Below are 15197 nucleotides of genomic sequence, written 5' to 3'. Positions count from 1 at the left end.
TGTTGCGCTTCCTTTTGGCCATTGTCTTGCTGTTGGTGTTGGCTTCATTGATTCTTTCATTGCCGGCAGTACAGACAAGACTGGGAAAATATGCGACGGATTCGCTGAACGAATCCTTCGGCACCAACATTCAAATCGAACGGGTAAGCATTTCACTTTTTAATCTTAACGCCGGACTTAAGGGTGTTTATGTGGAGGATTACAAAAAGGACACCTTGATCTATATCCACAAGGTTTCTACCTCCATTTTGAACCTTCGAAATATGGCCAACAACAAAATGGAGTTTGGAGAAATGGAATTGGACGGCCTCGTGTTCAACCTGAAGACTTACGAAGGGGAAAGCGATACCAATTTGGATGTTTTTGTGGATAAATTGGATGATGGAAAACCACGCGACCCCGGAACACCGCCCTTTTTTATGTCCTCGGATGAAATACAGATCCATAACGGCAAGTTCCGTTTGATCGATGAAAATCTGGAGAAGCCGGAAACGCTGAACTTTTCCGAGATAGAGATTACAGCGTCCGATTTTCAAATTTTGGGCCCCGATGTGTCCCTGAAGATCAATGACCTATCCACGTTGGCCAAACGGGGCATCCGTTTGAAAAATTTCGCTGCTGATTTTGCGTACACCAAGGAGCAGATGCGTTTTGATTCCCTTTTTATCAATACGGAACAATCCGAGCTGCAGGGCAATTTGGTGTTCAACTACAATCGTGAAGATTTGGCCAACTTTGTTGACCTCGTCAATATCGACGCCAATTTTACGGATTCCAAGGTAGCACTCAATGAAGTCAATGCCTTTTTTGATGAATTTGGACAGGATAAGATCGTAAACTTTACCGGTAACTTCAGTGGAGTGCTCAACCAATTGCAGGTAGACGACCTGTTTCTTTTTACCGACAACACAGGTATTCGTGGCGATTTTAGGTTCGACAATATCTTTAGCGAGCAGGCACCATTTGTGTTGCGCGGGGATATTGACAATCTTACCTCAAGTTATTATCAATTGCGTAGCATTCTGCCACAAATTTTGGGAAGGAACATCCCAGAGTCTGTACAAAAACTGGGACAATTTACGGTAAGGGGTGAAACGGAGATCACCGAAACCTCCATTGATGTGACCGTAAACCTGAACACTGCCGTGGGCAGTAGCTACGTAGATCTACAGATGACCAATGTGCAGAAGATTGAGGACGCCTCCTACATCGGTTTTATTTCCTTGATCGATTTTAATCTTGGGGAATTTATAGACAATGATAATCTGGGACTGGCCTCCATGGATATGAACGTGGAAGGAAAGGGGTTTGTTGCCGAAAGTTTGAATACTGAGGTGTCGGGTGACGTCTACAAATTTGAGTTCAATAACTACGAGTACAACAAAATAAAGGTCACGGGTATTTTGAGAAACCAATTGTTCGATGGTGTCCTGTTGTGCAATGATGAAAATTTCCGATTTGACTTCCAAGGATTGGCCAATTTTGGGCAGCGGGAGAACAAGTTCAATTTTGTGGCAGCGGTGGACTACGCCGATTTAAAGGAGCTCAATTTTATCAACGACAGCATCTCCATCTTCAAAGGGCATGTGGATATGGATATTGAAGGGAACAATTTGGATGATATGGCAGGTCAGCTCCAGTTCACCAACACCACGTATCAAAATGCAAACGACACCTATTATTTTGAGGATTTCAACGTAACCTCCACTTTTGACCGGGATACCATTCGTACCATAGAGATCAATTCCCCCGATATCATTACAGGCTATATGCGGGGCAATTTTAAGGTGAAGGAATTGGGGCAATTGGTGCAGAACTCTATCGGAAGCATCTACACCAATTATCAACCTTTCAAAATCTCAGGAGGTCAATATGTGGATTTCAATTTTAAGATCTATAACAAAATTGTGGACGTATTCGTACCTGAGCTTACTTTTGACCCCAATACATTTATTCGGGGATCCATTCAGGCCGACCAAAGCGATTTTAAGCTCACCTTTAAATCCCCAAGTATCGAGGCTTTTGGGAACGCTTTTGATAATATTGAGCTCAAAATCGACAATAAGAACCCCTTGTTCAATACCTTCGTTTCCGTGGAGGACATGTCCACCGTGTATTACGATATCAAGGATTTTAGCTTGATCAATACCACCTTGAAGGATACCCTGTTCTTTAGAACAGAGTTCAAGGGTGGGAGTGAATACAACGATAGCTATAACCTGAATTTCTACCACACCTTTAATGAAAATAACCGATCGGTGATCGGTCTCAAAAAATCGGATGTCAGCTTCAAGGGCAATACATGGGTGCTCAATAAGGATGGGAACAGTAAAAACAAGGTCATTTTTAATAGTGCTTTGGACAGTATCCGGATAGAGGACGTAGTGATGGACAACAATAATGAGGAACAGATACGACTTAGGGGGGAGTTTGCCGATTCCACTTATAAGGATTTGAACCTGCAATTTAAATTGGTGTCCCTGGACAAGGTTACACCGGCCATTGACAGTTTGAAAATGAACGGAAAGGTGGATGGTTTTCTGAATATCCTTCAAAAAGATGGCAACTATCTGCCCACCTCCAGCCTAAAAATTGAAAGCTTTAGCGTAAACGACATACGCCTAGGTGATCTGGAGGTCGGTATTTACGGGAATAACGACCTTACCGAATTTGGAGTCAGTACATGGCTCAACGATAACGGCAAAGAACTCATGAACGTTAACGGAAAGGTGACCAACATCAATAATGTACAGGAGCTGGACCTCAAGGCCAATTTTACCGACTTTGCATTGGAACCTTTTAACCCATTAGGGGAAGATATCATATCCAATATTAGGGGAAGGGTGACCGGCGATGCCACTATCACGGGGAATGTTGAAAATCCATCCATTAACGGTCTGCTGCAATTGAACGATGCTGGAATCGGTATCCCATACCTTAATGTGGACTACAATTTTGCACCCTACTCCCAAGTACGGTTGTTTGACCAGACCTTTTATTTTGAAAACGTACAACTCTCGGATGTAAAGGAAAAGACCACGGCTACTTTGGATGGAACCATTAGCCATACCGGATTTGACGATTGGTATCTCGGTTTGGATGTGGATACCAACAATGATCGCTTTATGATCTTAAATACCGAGTACGATGAGGAATCCTTGTATTACGGCACAGGGTTTATTAATGGTAGTGGAAGTATTTACGGTCCAGTGGATGCCATGACCATTTCGGTAGATGCTACTACGGCCGCCGGAACCTCGCTTAAAATACCTTTGAGCGATGTGACCAGCGTTGGCGACTACTCCTTCATCAACTTTTTGGAAAAAGGGGAGAACAGTTCATTTGAGGAGGAAAGGGTCTTGGAAGAATACCAAGGACTTGAAATGGCTTTTGATCTTGCCGTTACCCCAGAGGCTGAAGTGGAGATCGTGGTAGATCAAACTACAGGGAGTTCCCTAAAGGGAACCGGGGAAGGTATTTTGTTGATCGAAATCAACACCAATGGTAAATTCAATATGTACGGTGATTTTGTTGTGGTGTCTGGGGAATACAATTTTAAATACGGTGGTGTCATCGATAAAAAGTTCAAGGTGCGTCCTGGTGGCAGCATCTTGTGGGAGCAAGACCCTTTGGCGGCTCAGTTGAATCTGGAAGCAGTGTATTCCCTCAATGCCAATCCGGCTCCCCTTTTGGACAATGCAGGTTTCACAGGTAGGATTCCCACAGAGGTGGTCGTACGGTTGGATGGTGAATTGGAAAGTCCCAATATCAATTTTGGGATAGAATTTCCGGGGACCAATTCGGTGGTACAGTCCGAATTGGAATACCGATTGCAAGATCCCACCATCTTGGAACGTAATGCCTTCTTCCTATTGGCGCAGGGCACTTTCGTAAATCCACAATCTGGGGGGATTAACCAACAGGCCGTAACCGGAAACCTGATACAAACCGCTTCTGGACTTTTCAATCAGATTTTGGCGGGCAACAACGACAAGCTCAACTTTGGGGTTTCGTATGAGCAGGGCTATAACGATCCCAATGCCGATATTGCAACAGAAGATAGGATAGGGGTGACCGTGTCTACCCAGCTTTCGGACCGTATCTTGGTCAACGGAAGGGTAGGGGTGCCGGTAGGAGGTGTATCGGAAACCGTGGTCGCCGGTGATGTGGAAGTCCAGATATTGCTGAACGATGAAGGGACACTGAGTGCGAAAATCTTCAACAGAGAGAACCAAATACAGCAGTTCTTGGCGGAACGGCAAGGGTACACCCAGGGCGTAGGTTTGTCCTATCAGGTAGATTTTGACAGTTTTAGGGAGCTTATGCAGAAGGTGTTCAACAAAAGGGAAAATCCATCCGAAGAAAAAGATCTTCCAGAAGCCTTGAATCCGCCAGGACAGGTGATGGGAAAGGACAGTTTGATTCGTTTTTCCGAAAAGCCCGTTAACCTTCCCAATTCCATCCATTAATTTTATATTTTTAAGTGTTTTTGTATTAATTTTTTACGAAAACGTTTGAGAAAGTCTTTCAAATCAAATAAATTATCAAGACATTCCAAATTTGGATAAAGTTTCCTAGCTTTGACCTCTTAAAAATTTGAATGGCTTCAGAAATTAAAAAAATAGGCGTTTTTACGTCTGGCGGAGACTCTCCTGGAATGAATGCCGCCATTCGTTCCGTTGTCCGTACCTGTGCATATTTGAACATCGAATGTGTGGGGATTTACAGAGGTTACCAAGGAATGATCGAAGGTGATTTTAAGACCTTGGATGCCCGTAGTGTGAATAACATCATTAATAAGGGAGGTACCATTCTAAAGTCTGCCCGTTGCGACGAATTTAGAACGAAGGAAGGAAGAAAAAAGGCTTACGACCAATTGACCAAGGAAGGCATCCAAGCCTTCGTGGTAATCGGAGGAAATGGAAGTTTCACGGGGGCCTTGCTGTTTACAGAGGAATATAATTTTCCAGTGATAGGAATTCCCGGAACCATCGACAATGATATTCTGGGGTCGTCCTTTACCATAGGTTTCGATACCGCCATCAACACAGTGGTTGATGTTATAGATAAAATACGTGATACGGCCAGTTCCCACAACCGCCTCTTTTTTGTTGAGGTTATGGGAAGGGATGTGGGCCATATTGCACTTAATGCAGGAGTAGGGGCCGGTGCCGAGGAAATATTGATACCAGAGCAAAACTTGGGTCTGGAGCGACTTTTGGATTCCCTAAAACGAAGCAAAGCCTCAGGGAAATCATCCAGTATCGTAATTGTTGCCGAAGGGGATAAGATCGGTAAAAATGTCTTTGAACTAAAGGAATATGTGGAGCAGCACTTGCCTATTTACGATGTAAGAGTGTCCGTGCTGGGGCACATGCAACGAGGTGGGAACCCAACCTGTTTTGATAGGGTATTGGCCAGTAGAATGGGCGTAAAGGCCGTGGAAAGTCTCTTGGAAGGAAAATCAAACCTTATGGTCGGTATCAGGGATACCAAATTGGTGCTGACACCCTTGGCCGAAGCCATCAAGGCACACACAGAAATTGACGAAGAACTCATCAGAGTTTCCGATATAATGACAACTTAATGTAAACACTAAAAAAGTAAACATGTCAAATTTGAAAATAGGAATTAACGGATTCGGTAGAATTGGAAGGTTGGTCTTTAGGGCCACCGTGAACAGGGACAACGTGGATGTTGTTGCCATCAACGACTTGTTGGACGTAGAACACCTTGCATATCTTTTGGAATATGATTCGGTACACGGAAGATTCGATGGTACCATCGAAGTGAAGGATGGTAACTTGATCGTAAACGGAAAAAAAATCAGGGTAACTGCCGAGCGCGACCCTAAAAACTTGAAATGGGACGAAGCCGGTGCGGAAATCGTAGCGGAATGTACAGGTATTTTCACCACTTTGGATATGGCGCAAAGCCACATAGATGGCGGTGCCAAAAAAGTAGTGATTTCTGCTCCGTCCAAGGATGCGCCCATGTTTGTAATGGGAGTAAACCACAAAGATGTTAAAGCTACGGATACGATAATCTCCAACGCTTCTTGTACCACCAACTGTTTGGCACCTATCGCCAAGGTATTGGATGATGCCTTTGGTATCGATGAAGGTTTGATGACAACAGTTCACGCGACAACAGCTACCCAGTTGACTGTGGATGGTCCTTCCAAAAAGGATTATAGAGGGGGTAGAAGTGCCCTTTTGAACATTATCCCTGCTGCTACAGGAGCTGCCAAAGCTGTAACGAAGGTAATTCCATCGTTGGAAGGCAAATTGACGGGTATGGCATTTAGAGTACCTACTGCTGATGTATCTGTGGTGGATTTGACCGTGCGTTTGGCCAAGGAAACTTCCTATGAGGAAATCAAAAAAGCGATGAAAACGGCTGCCGAAGGAGAATTGTCCGGTATTTTGGGCTACACCGATGAGTTGGTGGTATCCCAAGATTTTGTGGGCGATGTGAGAACTTCCATTTTTGATGCAGATGCTGGAATCGAGTTGAACTCCAAGTTCTTCAAAGTGGTTTCTTGGTATGATAACGAAACTGGTTACTCCAATAAATTGGTCGACTTGGCCTTGCACGCAGCAAGTCTTTAATAAATTACCTTAAGTATTATCATTTTGTCCTGAAGAGGATACCCTCCTCTTCAGGATTTTACTATAAAAATCTCGACGTATGATTTTGATTGTGGATAGTGGTGCCACCAAATCGGATTGGATTGCCCTCGACGAAAAAGGGGAGCAGTTATTTGTGACCCAAACTTTGGGCCTTAGCCCAGAAGTGCTGACCAAAGAGGTCATCGAGGATAGGTTGGCGAATAATTTTGAGCTTTCCAAGAACAAGGAAAAAGTACGTCAGTTGTATTTCTATGGTGCTGGATGCGGTACCGATAGGATGAAGAATTTTTTAAAGGCCATCTTTAAGGATTTCTTTCCCAATGCCAAAGCTGAGGTGAGGGAAGACACCTATGCGGCCATTTATTCCACCACCAAGATTGGGAGGCAGGGCATCGTTTGCATTTTGGGAACAGGTTCCAATTGCAGCTATTACGATGGTCATCAACTCATCCAAAAAGTTACCTCATTAGGGTATATTTTAATGGATGATGGTAGCGGTAACTTCTTTGGACGAAAATTGATCCGGGATTATTATTTCCATAAAATGCCCCAGGACCTTGGGATGAAATTTGCCAAGGAATACGATTTGGATGCAGATGTTATCAAGGAACACCTTTACAAACAGCCCAACCCTAATACCTATTTGGCCACTTTTGCCCGTTTCATTATTGAAAACAAGGAGCATCCGTATTGCAAAGGCGTCATCGAAAAAGGATTGCAGCAGTTCGTGAACAACTACATTATGCAATACGAACTGGCCACCAAAGTGCCTGTAAGCTTCGTAGGAAGCATCGCCCACTTTTTGCGTGACGAGTTAACGGCTTGTATTGAGCGCAATGATTTGATTTTGGGCGTAATCCGCCGTAGACCCATTGAAGGTCTGGTGGAATTCCACAGAGAGACTATTTAACGGCAATCATTGATATCTCCACATTCACGAATTTCGGAAGATTGGCAACTTCCACAGTTTCCCTTGCGGGAGCAGTGGCTTCGTCAAAATAGCTTCCGTATACCTCATTGATTTGTGCAAACTGGTTCATATCCTTGATAAAAATCGAGGACTTGATCACATGCTCAAAGGTCATTCCGGCTTCCTCGAGTATCGCTTTTAGGTTTTCCATGGATTGGCGCGTCTCCTTTTGGATGTCCCCCTCTACCAACTCGCCCGTAGCCGGGTCAATCGGAATTTGACCGGAAATGTAAAGTGTATCCTTTATGAGTACGGCTTGGTTGTAAGGCCCGATTGGAGCCGGTGCTTTTGTGGTCTGTATGATTTTTTTCATGCATTGGAATTTATGCAAGTGAAGGTAAAAAATAAAGTGGTACGATCAAGGCTGACTTCTGTTTTCCCACTTGATGTCTTTCAACAGGGAACTCTTTATGCCAATAAAGAAATACCATCGCTCAAACCTCCCAAACGGAGTCCAGTCGAAACTAAGGTTAAAACTGCCCAGATCCCGTTTAAAAGCGAAACGGGTATCGGCGAATCCTTTGTTCTTCAAGTCATAACCAGAATTGAACCCGACTTCCCATTTTGGGGTCAACGAAATGCTCCCGGAAAACATGATGGAGTGATTGGTAATTTCGTTCTGGCGGTTATTGTTGTTGTAGGAGGCCACATAGGTAAAGCGCGCATCCCACGGTAATTTGTTATTGTACAAAGGCTGCTCTTGGTTGGGGTCGTTGCCCCTATTGCCTCTACCACGATTAAATTGGGATTGTTCTCCACGTACATCATCAATGGCGAATGGATTTTCACTAAAATCCGACTGTTTTTCCTCATCACTCTTTTCCTTGACGCCGCCTTTTTGGAACATTTCGCTATTCAAGGAGAAACTGGTATTAATCCGTGCACTGGTCAAACGTGCAATCCCCCCTCCATTATTGATGTTCAAGGTGTTGATGCGTCTACCGTTATTGTCAATGGCATAGGGATCAAAAGTAGCGGCAAAGTTGATGGGGACGTTTTTAATAATTTCCGTTGCCCCGCTCATACTGATAGGACTTAGTTTAAGGGAATCCGCTTCCAAATTATAACTGGCGTTGAAGGTGAGGTTGCTCAAAATCTTCACCTTTCTGGGCTCCGTTGCCGTGGAATCTTTGTCCCGAACCTTAGCTTCGAGCGAATTCTGGAGCGAAAAGCTAATGGAACTACCCCTGTTCAATGATGGCCGGCCATAAAGACTGGTTTCAAATGGGGTGTATTGTACCTCTTCGCCGTCCCCGTTGGTGTAGGATTCATAAAATTGTTCAAAGGAGGGTGTATACCCATAGCTGATGGAAGGTCGCATTACGTGGCGCAAGGCCTGCACTTTTTTATCTTCCCCAAAATTCCAAGTTCCATATAGGGTAGTACCGATACTGGTACCCAAACTATAACGGTTGAATCTGTCAAAACCTGGAATGGTATCGGTAACCACAAGTCCGGATTCTTCATCAAACTCGCGTCGGATGGTTTCCAGGGCCCACACATCTTCATAGTTTCCGCTTAAACTAACGCTGAGGTACTTGGCCAATTTAAAGTTGGTCGCTATGGGGATTCGATGTCTCGCACCCACTCGCGCATCATCGAACATACCACTTTTAAAAAATTCCTCTTCCGTAGTGGTGATGCTATTTTGGGCGTTTACATCGTACTGAAAGTTGATATTTTGGAAAACACCCTTTTTGGGTTCATCACGTTTGGCAAAGGGAAAAATACGCTCCATGCTTGCTTGGAATGTGGGCAAGGACATGTTGATGGTCTGCGTACGTGAGTTTTGTGTATGACTGAGCGTAATACTGGTATTCACCGAAGGGTATTCGGGAAACGTCTTGGAATAACTTATGGAGGAGGCGAAGGTGTTGGTCTGTGTATTGTTCCGGTTTACCTGGTTCAAGGAGTTGGTAAAGAACTGACTGGAGCCCAGATTCACCGAGGCCGAAAAGCGGGAATTGGGACTTGCCTTGGTATCCTGCGAATGCGAAATCCGAATGTTATAGTTGCTCGTTCGACTGTAATCATCAAAACCTCTTTGGCTGGTCACCAAATTTTCATAACTGATATTGATATTACCGCTGTATTTGTAACGTTTGGTGTAAACGGACCTTCCCTGAAACCCGTAACTCCCGTTGGTATAGTAATCCCCCGTAATACTGAGATCTAAATAATCGCTGATAGGAAGATAGTACCCTCCGTTCTGAATAAAATACCCCCTTCTGGGATCGTTACCAAAGGTAGGGAACAGGATACCGGCCACCCTGCCCGTGGTCAACGGGAAATAGGCAAACGGCATGGCAATGGGCGTGGGTACGTCTACAATGTACATATTGCTGTACCCGGCAATGATTTTCTTTTTGGGTACAAATTTGGCCTTCCGTACACGGATGTAGTAATCGGGGTTCACCGTATCGTTGGAGGTGGTCAGTTTACCCTCGTTCAAAAAGTAGACCGAGTCGTTCTCTTTTTTGGTCTTTTCGGCATACACCTTCATGGCGTCGCTCCCCAGTTGCCCCAAACCGGCCTGTTGCTCCGTCCTCGAATTCCATATCAGTGCTTTTTGGGTGTCAAAATTAAAACGGATGGAATCCGGTCGCACCTCATTGTCGCCCTGCTTAAAAAAGGGAAGTTGGGTGTAGTTGCCCAAGGAATCCTTCATACGGCCGGCATAGACTTCATTTTTTACGTAATCCATAACGATAACGCCAGCCTTCAGTTCCGTATCCTGATAGTAGATTTCCGCTTCGTCGTACAAGTAAATTTTGTTGTCCTTTTGACTGAGCTTGACGTAATCCTTGGCCTTATATTTGATTTTGTCCAACAACAAAGGCTGTTTTTTTGGCACGGTATCTGTACTTGTGGTGTCGGTTCTAATGGAATCGTTTAGGATGTTCGGAGGCAACAAAGGAGCGAAAATGGTATCCTTCACAGCCTTGATGGGCAAGGGCGTAATAGGGTCCTCCTGAGCACTTAAGGTAGCGATACCACAAAGAAGAACAAATAGGAAAAGTGAAAAATGTTTATTTGGTTGCAACGTGATAAATCCTATTTTTGTACAGGTCGGCCCAGTTTTGGGGTCAAACTTACATATATTTTTTGTTCTACTTATTGGTGATTACGATATTTTTAACCAATAGCGAACACTATAATTACACAGTTCTTATGAATAAAAGTCGGTTGACATTTTTAGTATTTCTTTTGCTGGTCTTTCCTTTGACCTCTTTTCACAAAAATGATACCGAGGTAAGGCCCAAAGATAAATTTATTGTGGTCTTGGACGCTGGTCACGGCGGACACGATCCTGGAAACATTGGGAACGGCTATTTGGAAAAGGAAATTGCCCTGGCCATTGTTTTGAAAATTGGGGAAGAGCTAAAAAAACACCCAGATATAAAAGTCATTTACACGAGGGATGACGATACTTTTGTCGATTTGTTCGAGCGGGGCGAAATTGCCAATCAGGCGAATGCCGATTTATTTGTATCCGTCCATTGCAATGCCCATAACTCGGATGCCTACGGGGCGGAAACTTATGTGCTGGGGTTGCATGCCAATCGACAAAATTTTGAGGTGGCCAAAAAGGAAAACTCCGTAATCTACTTGGAGGACGATTATGAGCAGCGATATGCGGAGTACGATATCAATTCCCCAGAATCCGTGATTGGATTGACCATTATGCAGGAGGAATTTTTGGACCAGAGCATTCTGTTGGGAAAAAAGCTTCAGGATAATTTTACCGTAAAGCTCAAACGTAAGGACAGAAAAGTAAAGCAGGCCGGTTTTATTGTACTGCACCAGACCTTTATGCCCAGTGTATTGGTAGAGGTAGGCTTTTTATCCAACAAAAACGAAGGAAGTTACCTTAACTCCAAAAAGGGGCAGAGCGAGATGGGAACGGCGATTGCCAGTGCGGTCTTGGCCTACAAAGAAGAAATGGGCTATGCAGTGGCGCCAGTAGCAGCGAATCCAAAGGTGGAGGATACCCCGGTAGCGGTGGATATTCCCAAGGAGACAACGGAACAACCTACTACTGTTGCCGAAAAGCAACCGGAAGAAAAAACAAAACAGACAGAGCCACAGACCAAAGCACCTGTAGAAAGTTCTGGGGTAATCTTTAAGGTTCAATTAATGGCCAGTGGAAAAACCATACCGTTGGACGCCAAGAACTTCAACGGTCTGGACCAGTTATCCAAGGAACCTTATAAGAATATGTATCGATATATGTACGGTAATGCCAGTACCTACGAAGAAGCCAAGCAGTTGAAGAAAAACGCCGATGCCAAAGGGTATACCACATCGTACATCGTGGCATACAAGAATGGGGCAAGGGTACCAGTTTCAGCCGCGTTGAAGTAGCGATGCTTCAAATGGTCTCTTGAGAAAATTATTCCTAATTTTGTTTAAATCATAAACCGAATCTTTTGAAACTATCCAGGGAAATCAAAACTGGGATTATCGTAGTCGCTGGAATCGTAGCCTTCTTGTTTGGGCTTAGCTACTTAAAATCCTCTCCACTCTTTGAGAACAATAAAACGTTTTATGCCGTTTACGATGATGTAGGTGGTTTACAGCCCGGCACCCAAGTGTCTATCAATGGTTTCAATGTGGGCAATGTGACCGATATCCGTTTTAAGGATAGCTCGGGAAAATTATTGGTGACCTTAACGGTAACCAATAAGTTCGAGTTTTCCAAAAGCAGCATAGCTGAGCTGTTTGATACTGGTATCATCGGTGGAAAGGGCCTTCAGATTGTTCCCGTGTTCGATGATGGCCCAAAAGCCCAATCGGGAGATACCTTACCATCAAAAATAAAACCGGGCCTTACCGAATTGGTACAGCAAAAACTGACACCGCTTCAAATGAAAGTGGAAGGTGCGGTCTCCAATGCCGATTCATTGCTGATGAACGTAAACCAAATATTGGATGACCCCACTAAAAAACAGCTTCAAGAGGCCATAGTTTCCATGAACCAATTGGTGGGTTCCTTTAAGACCAGTGCCGATAATCTAAATGTACTGCTCGAAAACAACAAAACCCAGTTGGACAGTTCTTTGAAGAACGTGAACCATATCACTTCCAATTTCTCCAAACTCTCCGATTCGTTGGTCAATGCTGATTTAGGGAAAACTTTGGCCGAGTTTCAAGGCACGGTGAGCAAGCTGAACGGTATTTTGGCCAAGATAGAGGAAGGTGAAGGCTCCTTGGGGAAATTGCACAAGGATGATGCACTGTACAACAATCTGGCTGAAGCCTCCAGGGAATTGGACTTGCTTTTACAAGACTTTAGACTGAACCCGAAACGTTACGTCAATGTTTCCGTTTTCGGCAAAAAGCAAAAAGAGTACACACTACCGGCGGATGATCCCGCAGAACAGGAGAATCCAAACGAACCAAAAGAAAATAACTAATGGAATACGTGCCCAATATTTTATTTGCCCTGGCCCTGATCGCGGGCATTGGTTTTTTTGTTCGAAATGTCAAAAAATTGACCCGGAACATTAAACTGGGCAAGGACGTCGATGTAAGCGACAACAAAGCACAACGCTTGAAAAACATGGCAAGAATCGCCCTAGGGCAGACCAAGATGGTCGTTAGGCCCATTGCAGGTATCATGCACGTTATTGTTTATGTGGGCTTTATTATCATCAATATAGAGGTACTGGAAATTATCCTCGATGGACTTCTGGGAACACATCGACTGTTCTCTCCTTTGGGTTCTGTGTACAACTTTTTGATAGGTTCCTTCGAAATTCTGGCACTTTTGGTGATCGTGGCCGTAATCGTTTTTTGGGTGCGACGGAACATCATCCGCATCCAACGCTTCATCAAACCGGAAATGAAGGGATGGCCCAAAACCGATGGAAACTTGATTCTGTATATCGAATTGGTATTGATGGTTTTGTTCCTTACCATGAATGCTGCCGATTTTCAATTGCAGCAGATGGGTGCGGAGCACTACAATAGGGCAGGAGCTTTCCCGGTAAGCCAATTTTTGCTGCCGCTACTGGAAGGACTTTCAGAATCCTCATTGATTTTGGTGGAAAGAACGGCATGGTGGCTACATATTTTGGGCATCTTGGCATTTTTGAATTACCTCTATTATTCAAAGCATTTACATATCCTTTTGGCATTTCCCAACACCTATTATGGAAGGGTCAAGCCACAGGGGCAGTTCAATAACCTGGCATCCGTTACCAAGGAAGTAAAATTAATGATGGATCCCGATGCGGACCCCTTTGCGGCTCCTGCGGAAGAGGACACTACCGAGGAACCGGAAAAGTTTGGGGCTTCCGATGTGATGGACCTCAATTGGGTGCAATTGCTCAATGCATATACCTGCACCGAATGTGGTAGATGTACTTCCGAATGCCCGGCCAATCAGACCGGTAAAAAGCTGTCGCCCCGAAAAATCATGATGGATACCCGCGACCGTTTGGAGGAAGTGGGCAAAAATATGGATGCCAACAAGGGAGAGTTTGTTCCGGACGGCAAACAGTTGTTGGACGATTACATTACCCGTGAGGAACTTTGGGCCTGTACCACCTGCAACGCCTGTGTGGAAGCATGCCCGGTGAGCATAGATCCGTTGTCCATAATTGTGGAAATGCGAAGGTATTTGGTAATGGAGCAGTCCGCCGCTCCAATGGAACTGAACAATATGATGTCCAATATCGAGAATAATGGAGCCCCATGGCCCTACAATCAAATGGACCGTTTGAATTGGGTAAACGAATAAAAAAAGCACTATGAGCGAGCAATTGAAGGTAAAGACCATGCAGGAGTTTATGGCAGAAGGCAAACAGCCCGAAATATTGTTTTGGGTCGGCTCTGCTGGAAGTTACGATGACCGCGCCAAAAAGATTACCCGTGCCTTTGTCAAATTATTGAACAAGGCCAATGTTGATTTTGCCGTATTGGGAACGGAAGAGAGTTCCACAGGTGATGTGGCCAAACGTGCTGGCAATGAATTTTTATTCCAAATGCAGGCCATGATGAACATTGAGCTTTTGAACGGCTACGAAATCAAACGTATCGTTACCTGTGACCCACATTCCTTCAATACCATTAAAAATGAATACCCGGAACTGGGAGGGAACTACGAGGTGCTGCACCACACCCAATACTTGAAAGAGCTTATCGATAACGGACGTTTGACAATGGATGGTGATGGCTACAAAGGAAAACGCATCACTTTTCACGACCCCTGCTATTTGGGACGTGCCAATTCCGTTTTTGATGCGCCACGCGAACTGCTCACCAAGACCAAAGCCGATGTAGTGGAGATGAAACGATTCAAAAAAACGGCCCTATGTTGTGGTGCAGGGGGAGCGCAAATGTTCAAAGAGCCCGAAAAAGGCGATATGGACATCAATGTGATGCGGACCAAGGATGCCCTGGAAACCAAGGCGCAGATCATCGCAACAGGATGCCCGTACTGCAATACCATGATGACGGACGGTATCAAAGCCCACGAAAAAGAGGACAGCGTTACCGTTTTGGACGTTGCCGAGGTATTGGCCAATTCACAAGGATTGTAAGTAATAGAAAGAATGAATCAGGTCAAAAAGGAAAGACCTATCAGATAG

10 protein-coding genes are annotated in these 15197 nt (G+C 44.5%); 8 read left to right on the top strand and 2 right to left on the bottom strand.

Going from position 1 to position 15197, the window contains the following annotated elements; all coding sequences use genetic code 11:
• Window positions 1–2: 2 nt before the first annotated feature.
• The 4 genes from RBB12_RS14015 (at window position 3) to RBB12_RS14000 (ending at window position 7542) form a co-directional block, all read left to right on the top strand.
• Window positions 3–4469: a translocation/assembly module TamB domain-containing protein gene (locus RBB12_RS14015; RefSeq protein WP_306013838.1), complete on the top strand. Its 4467-nt coding sequence runs from the start codon at window positions 3–5 to the stop codon at window positions 4467–4469.
• A gap of 131 nt (window positions 4470–4600) precedes the next feature.
• A complete protein-coding gene (pfkA, locus tag RBB12_RS14010) occupies window positions 4601–5587 on the top strand; it encodes a 6-phosphofructokinase (RefSeq protein ID WP_293285702.1) in 987 nt (328 codons plus the stop codon).
• A gap of 22 nt (window positions 5588–5609) precedes the next feature.
• On the top strand, window positions 5610–6611 hold the full coding sequence (gene gap, locus RBB12_RS14005; RefSeq protein ID WP_179384770.1) for a type I glyceraldehyde-3-phosphate dehydrogenase: 1002 nt from the start codon (window positions 5610–5612) through the stop codon (window positions 6609–6611).
• A 79-nt stretch (window positions 6612–6690) separates the two neighbouring features.
• Complete coding sequence (locus RBB12_RS14000; RefSeq protein ID WP_179384771.1) at window positions 6691–7542, top strand: N-acetylglucosamine kinase; 852 nt, start codon at window positions 6691–6693, stop codon at window positions 7540–7542.
• On the opposite strand, the gene RBB12_RS13995 is transcribed toward RBB12_RS14000, so the two are convergent.
• Both RBB12_RS13995 and RBB12_RS13990 read right to left on the bottom strand, forming a co-directional pair.
• On the bottom strand, window positions 7535–7915 hold the full coding sequence (locus tag RBB12_RS13995) for a RidA family protein (protein ID WP_179384772.1): 381 nt from the start codon (window positions 7913–7915) through the stop codon (window positions 7535–7537). The genes RBB12_RS14000 and RBB12_RS13995 overlap by 8 nt on opposite strands.
• A gap of 45 nt (window positions 7916–7960) precedes the next feature.
• Window positions 7961–10645 carry a putative LPS assembly protein LptD gene (locus RBB12_RS13990; protein WP_306013839.1) on the bottom strand — a complete coding sequence of 895 codons (2685 nt, stop codon included), beginning with the start codon at window positions 10643–10645 and terminating at the stop codon, window positions 7961–7963.
• Window positions 10646–10773: 128 nt separating this feature from the next.
• Between RBB12_RS13990 and RBB12_RS13985 the strand changes: the two genes are divergently transcribed.
• The 4 genes from RBB12_RS13985 (at window position 10774) to RBB12_RS13970 (ending at window position 15149) form a co-directional block, all read left to right on the top strand.
• Window positions 10774–11967, top strand: coding sequence for an N-acetylmuramoyl-L-alanine amidase (locus RBB12_RS13985; RefSeq protein ID WP_306013840.1), 1194 nt, complete (start codon window positions 10774–10776; stop codon window positions 11965–11967).
• Window positions 11968–12032: 65 nt separating this feature from the next.
• Window positions 12033–13019 (top strand): MlaD family protein, encoded by a 987-nt coding sequence (locus RBB12_RS13980; RefSeq protein WP_306013841.1) that lies wholly within the window; start codon window positions 12033–12035, stop codon window positions 13017–13019.
• Complete coding sequence (locus RBB12_RS13975) at window positions 13019–14347, top strand: (Fe-S)-binding protein (RefSeq protein WP_306013842.1); 1329 nt, start codon at window positions 13019–13021, stop codon at window positions 14345–14347. Before RBB12_RS13980 ends, RBB12_RS13975 begins: the two co-directional genes overlap by 1 nt.
• A 10-nt stretch (window positions 14348–14357) precedes the next feature.
• Entirely contained in the window at window positions 14358–15149 is a 792-nt protein-coding gene (locus RBB12_RS13970) for a (Fe-S)-binding protein (RefSeq protein ID WP_179384777.1), read from the top strand.
• The last annotated feature ends 48 nt before the right edge of the window (window positions 15150–15197 follow it).

This window comes from Allomuricauda sp. MMSF_3307, from assembly GCF_030733585.1.
Classification (GTDB): Bacteria; Bacteroidota; Bacteroidia; order Flavobacteriales; family Flavobacteriaceae; genus Flagellimonas.
This window is presented reverse-complemented; position numbering and strand designations above follow the sequence as displayed.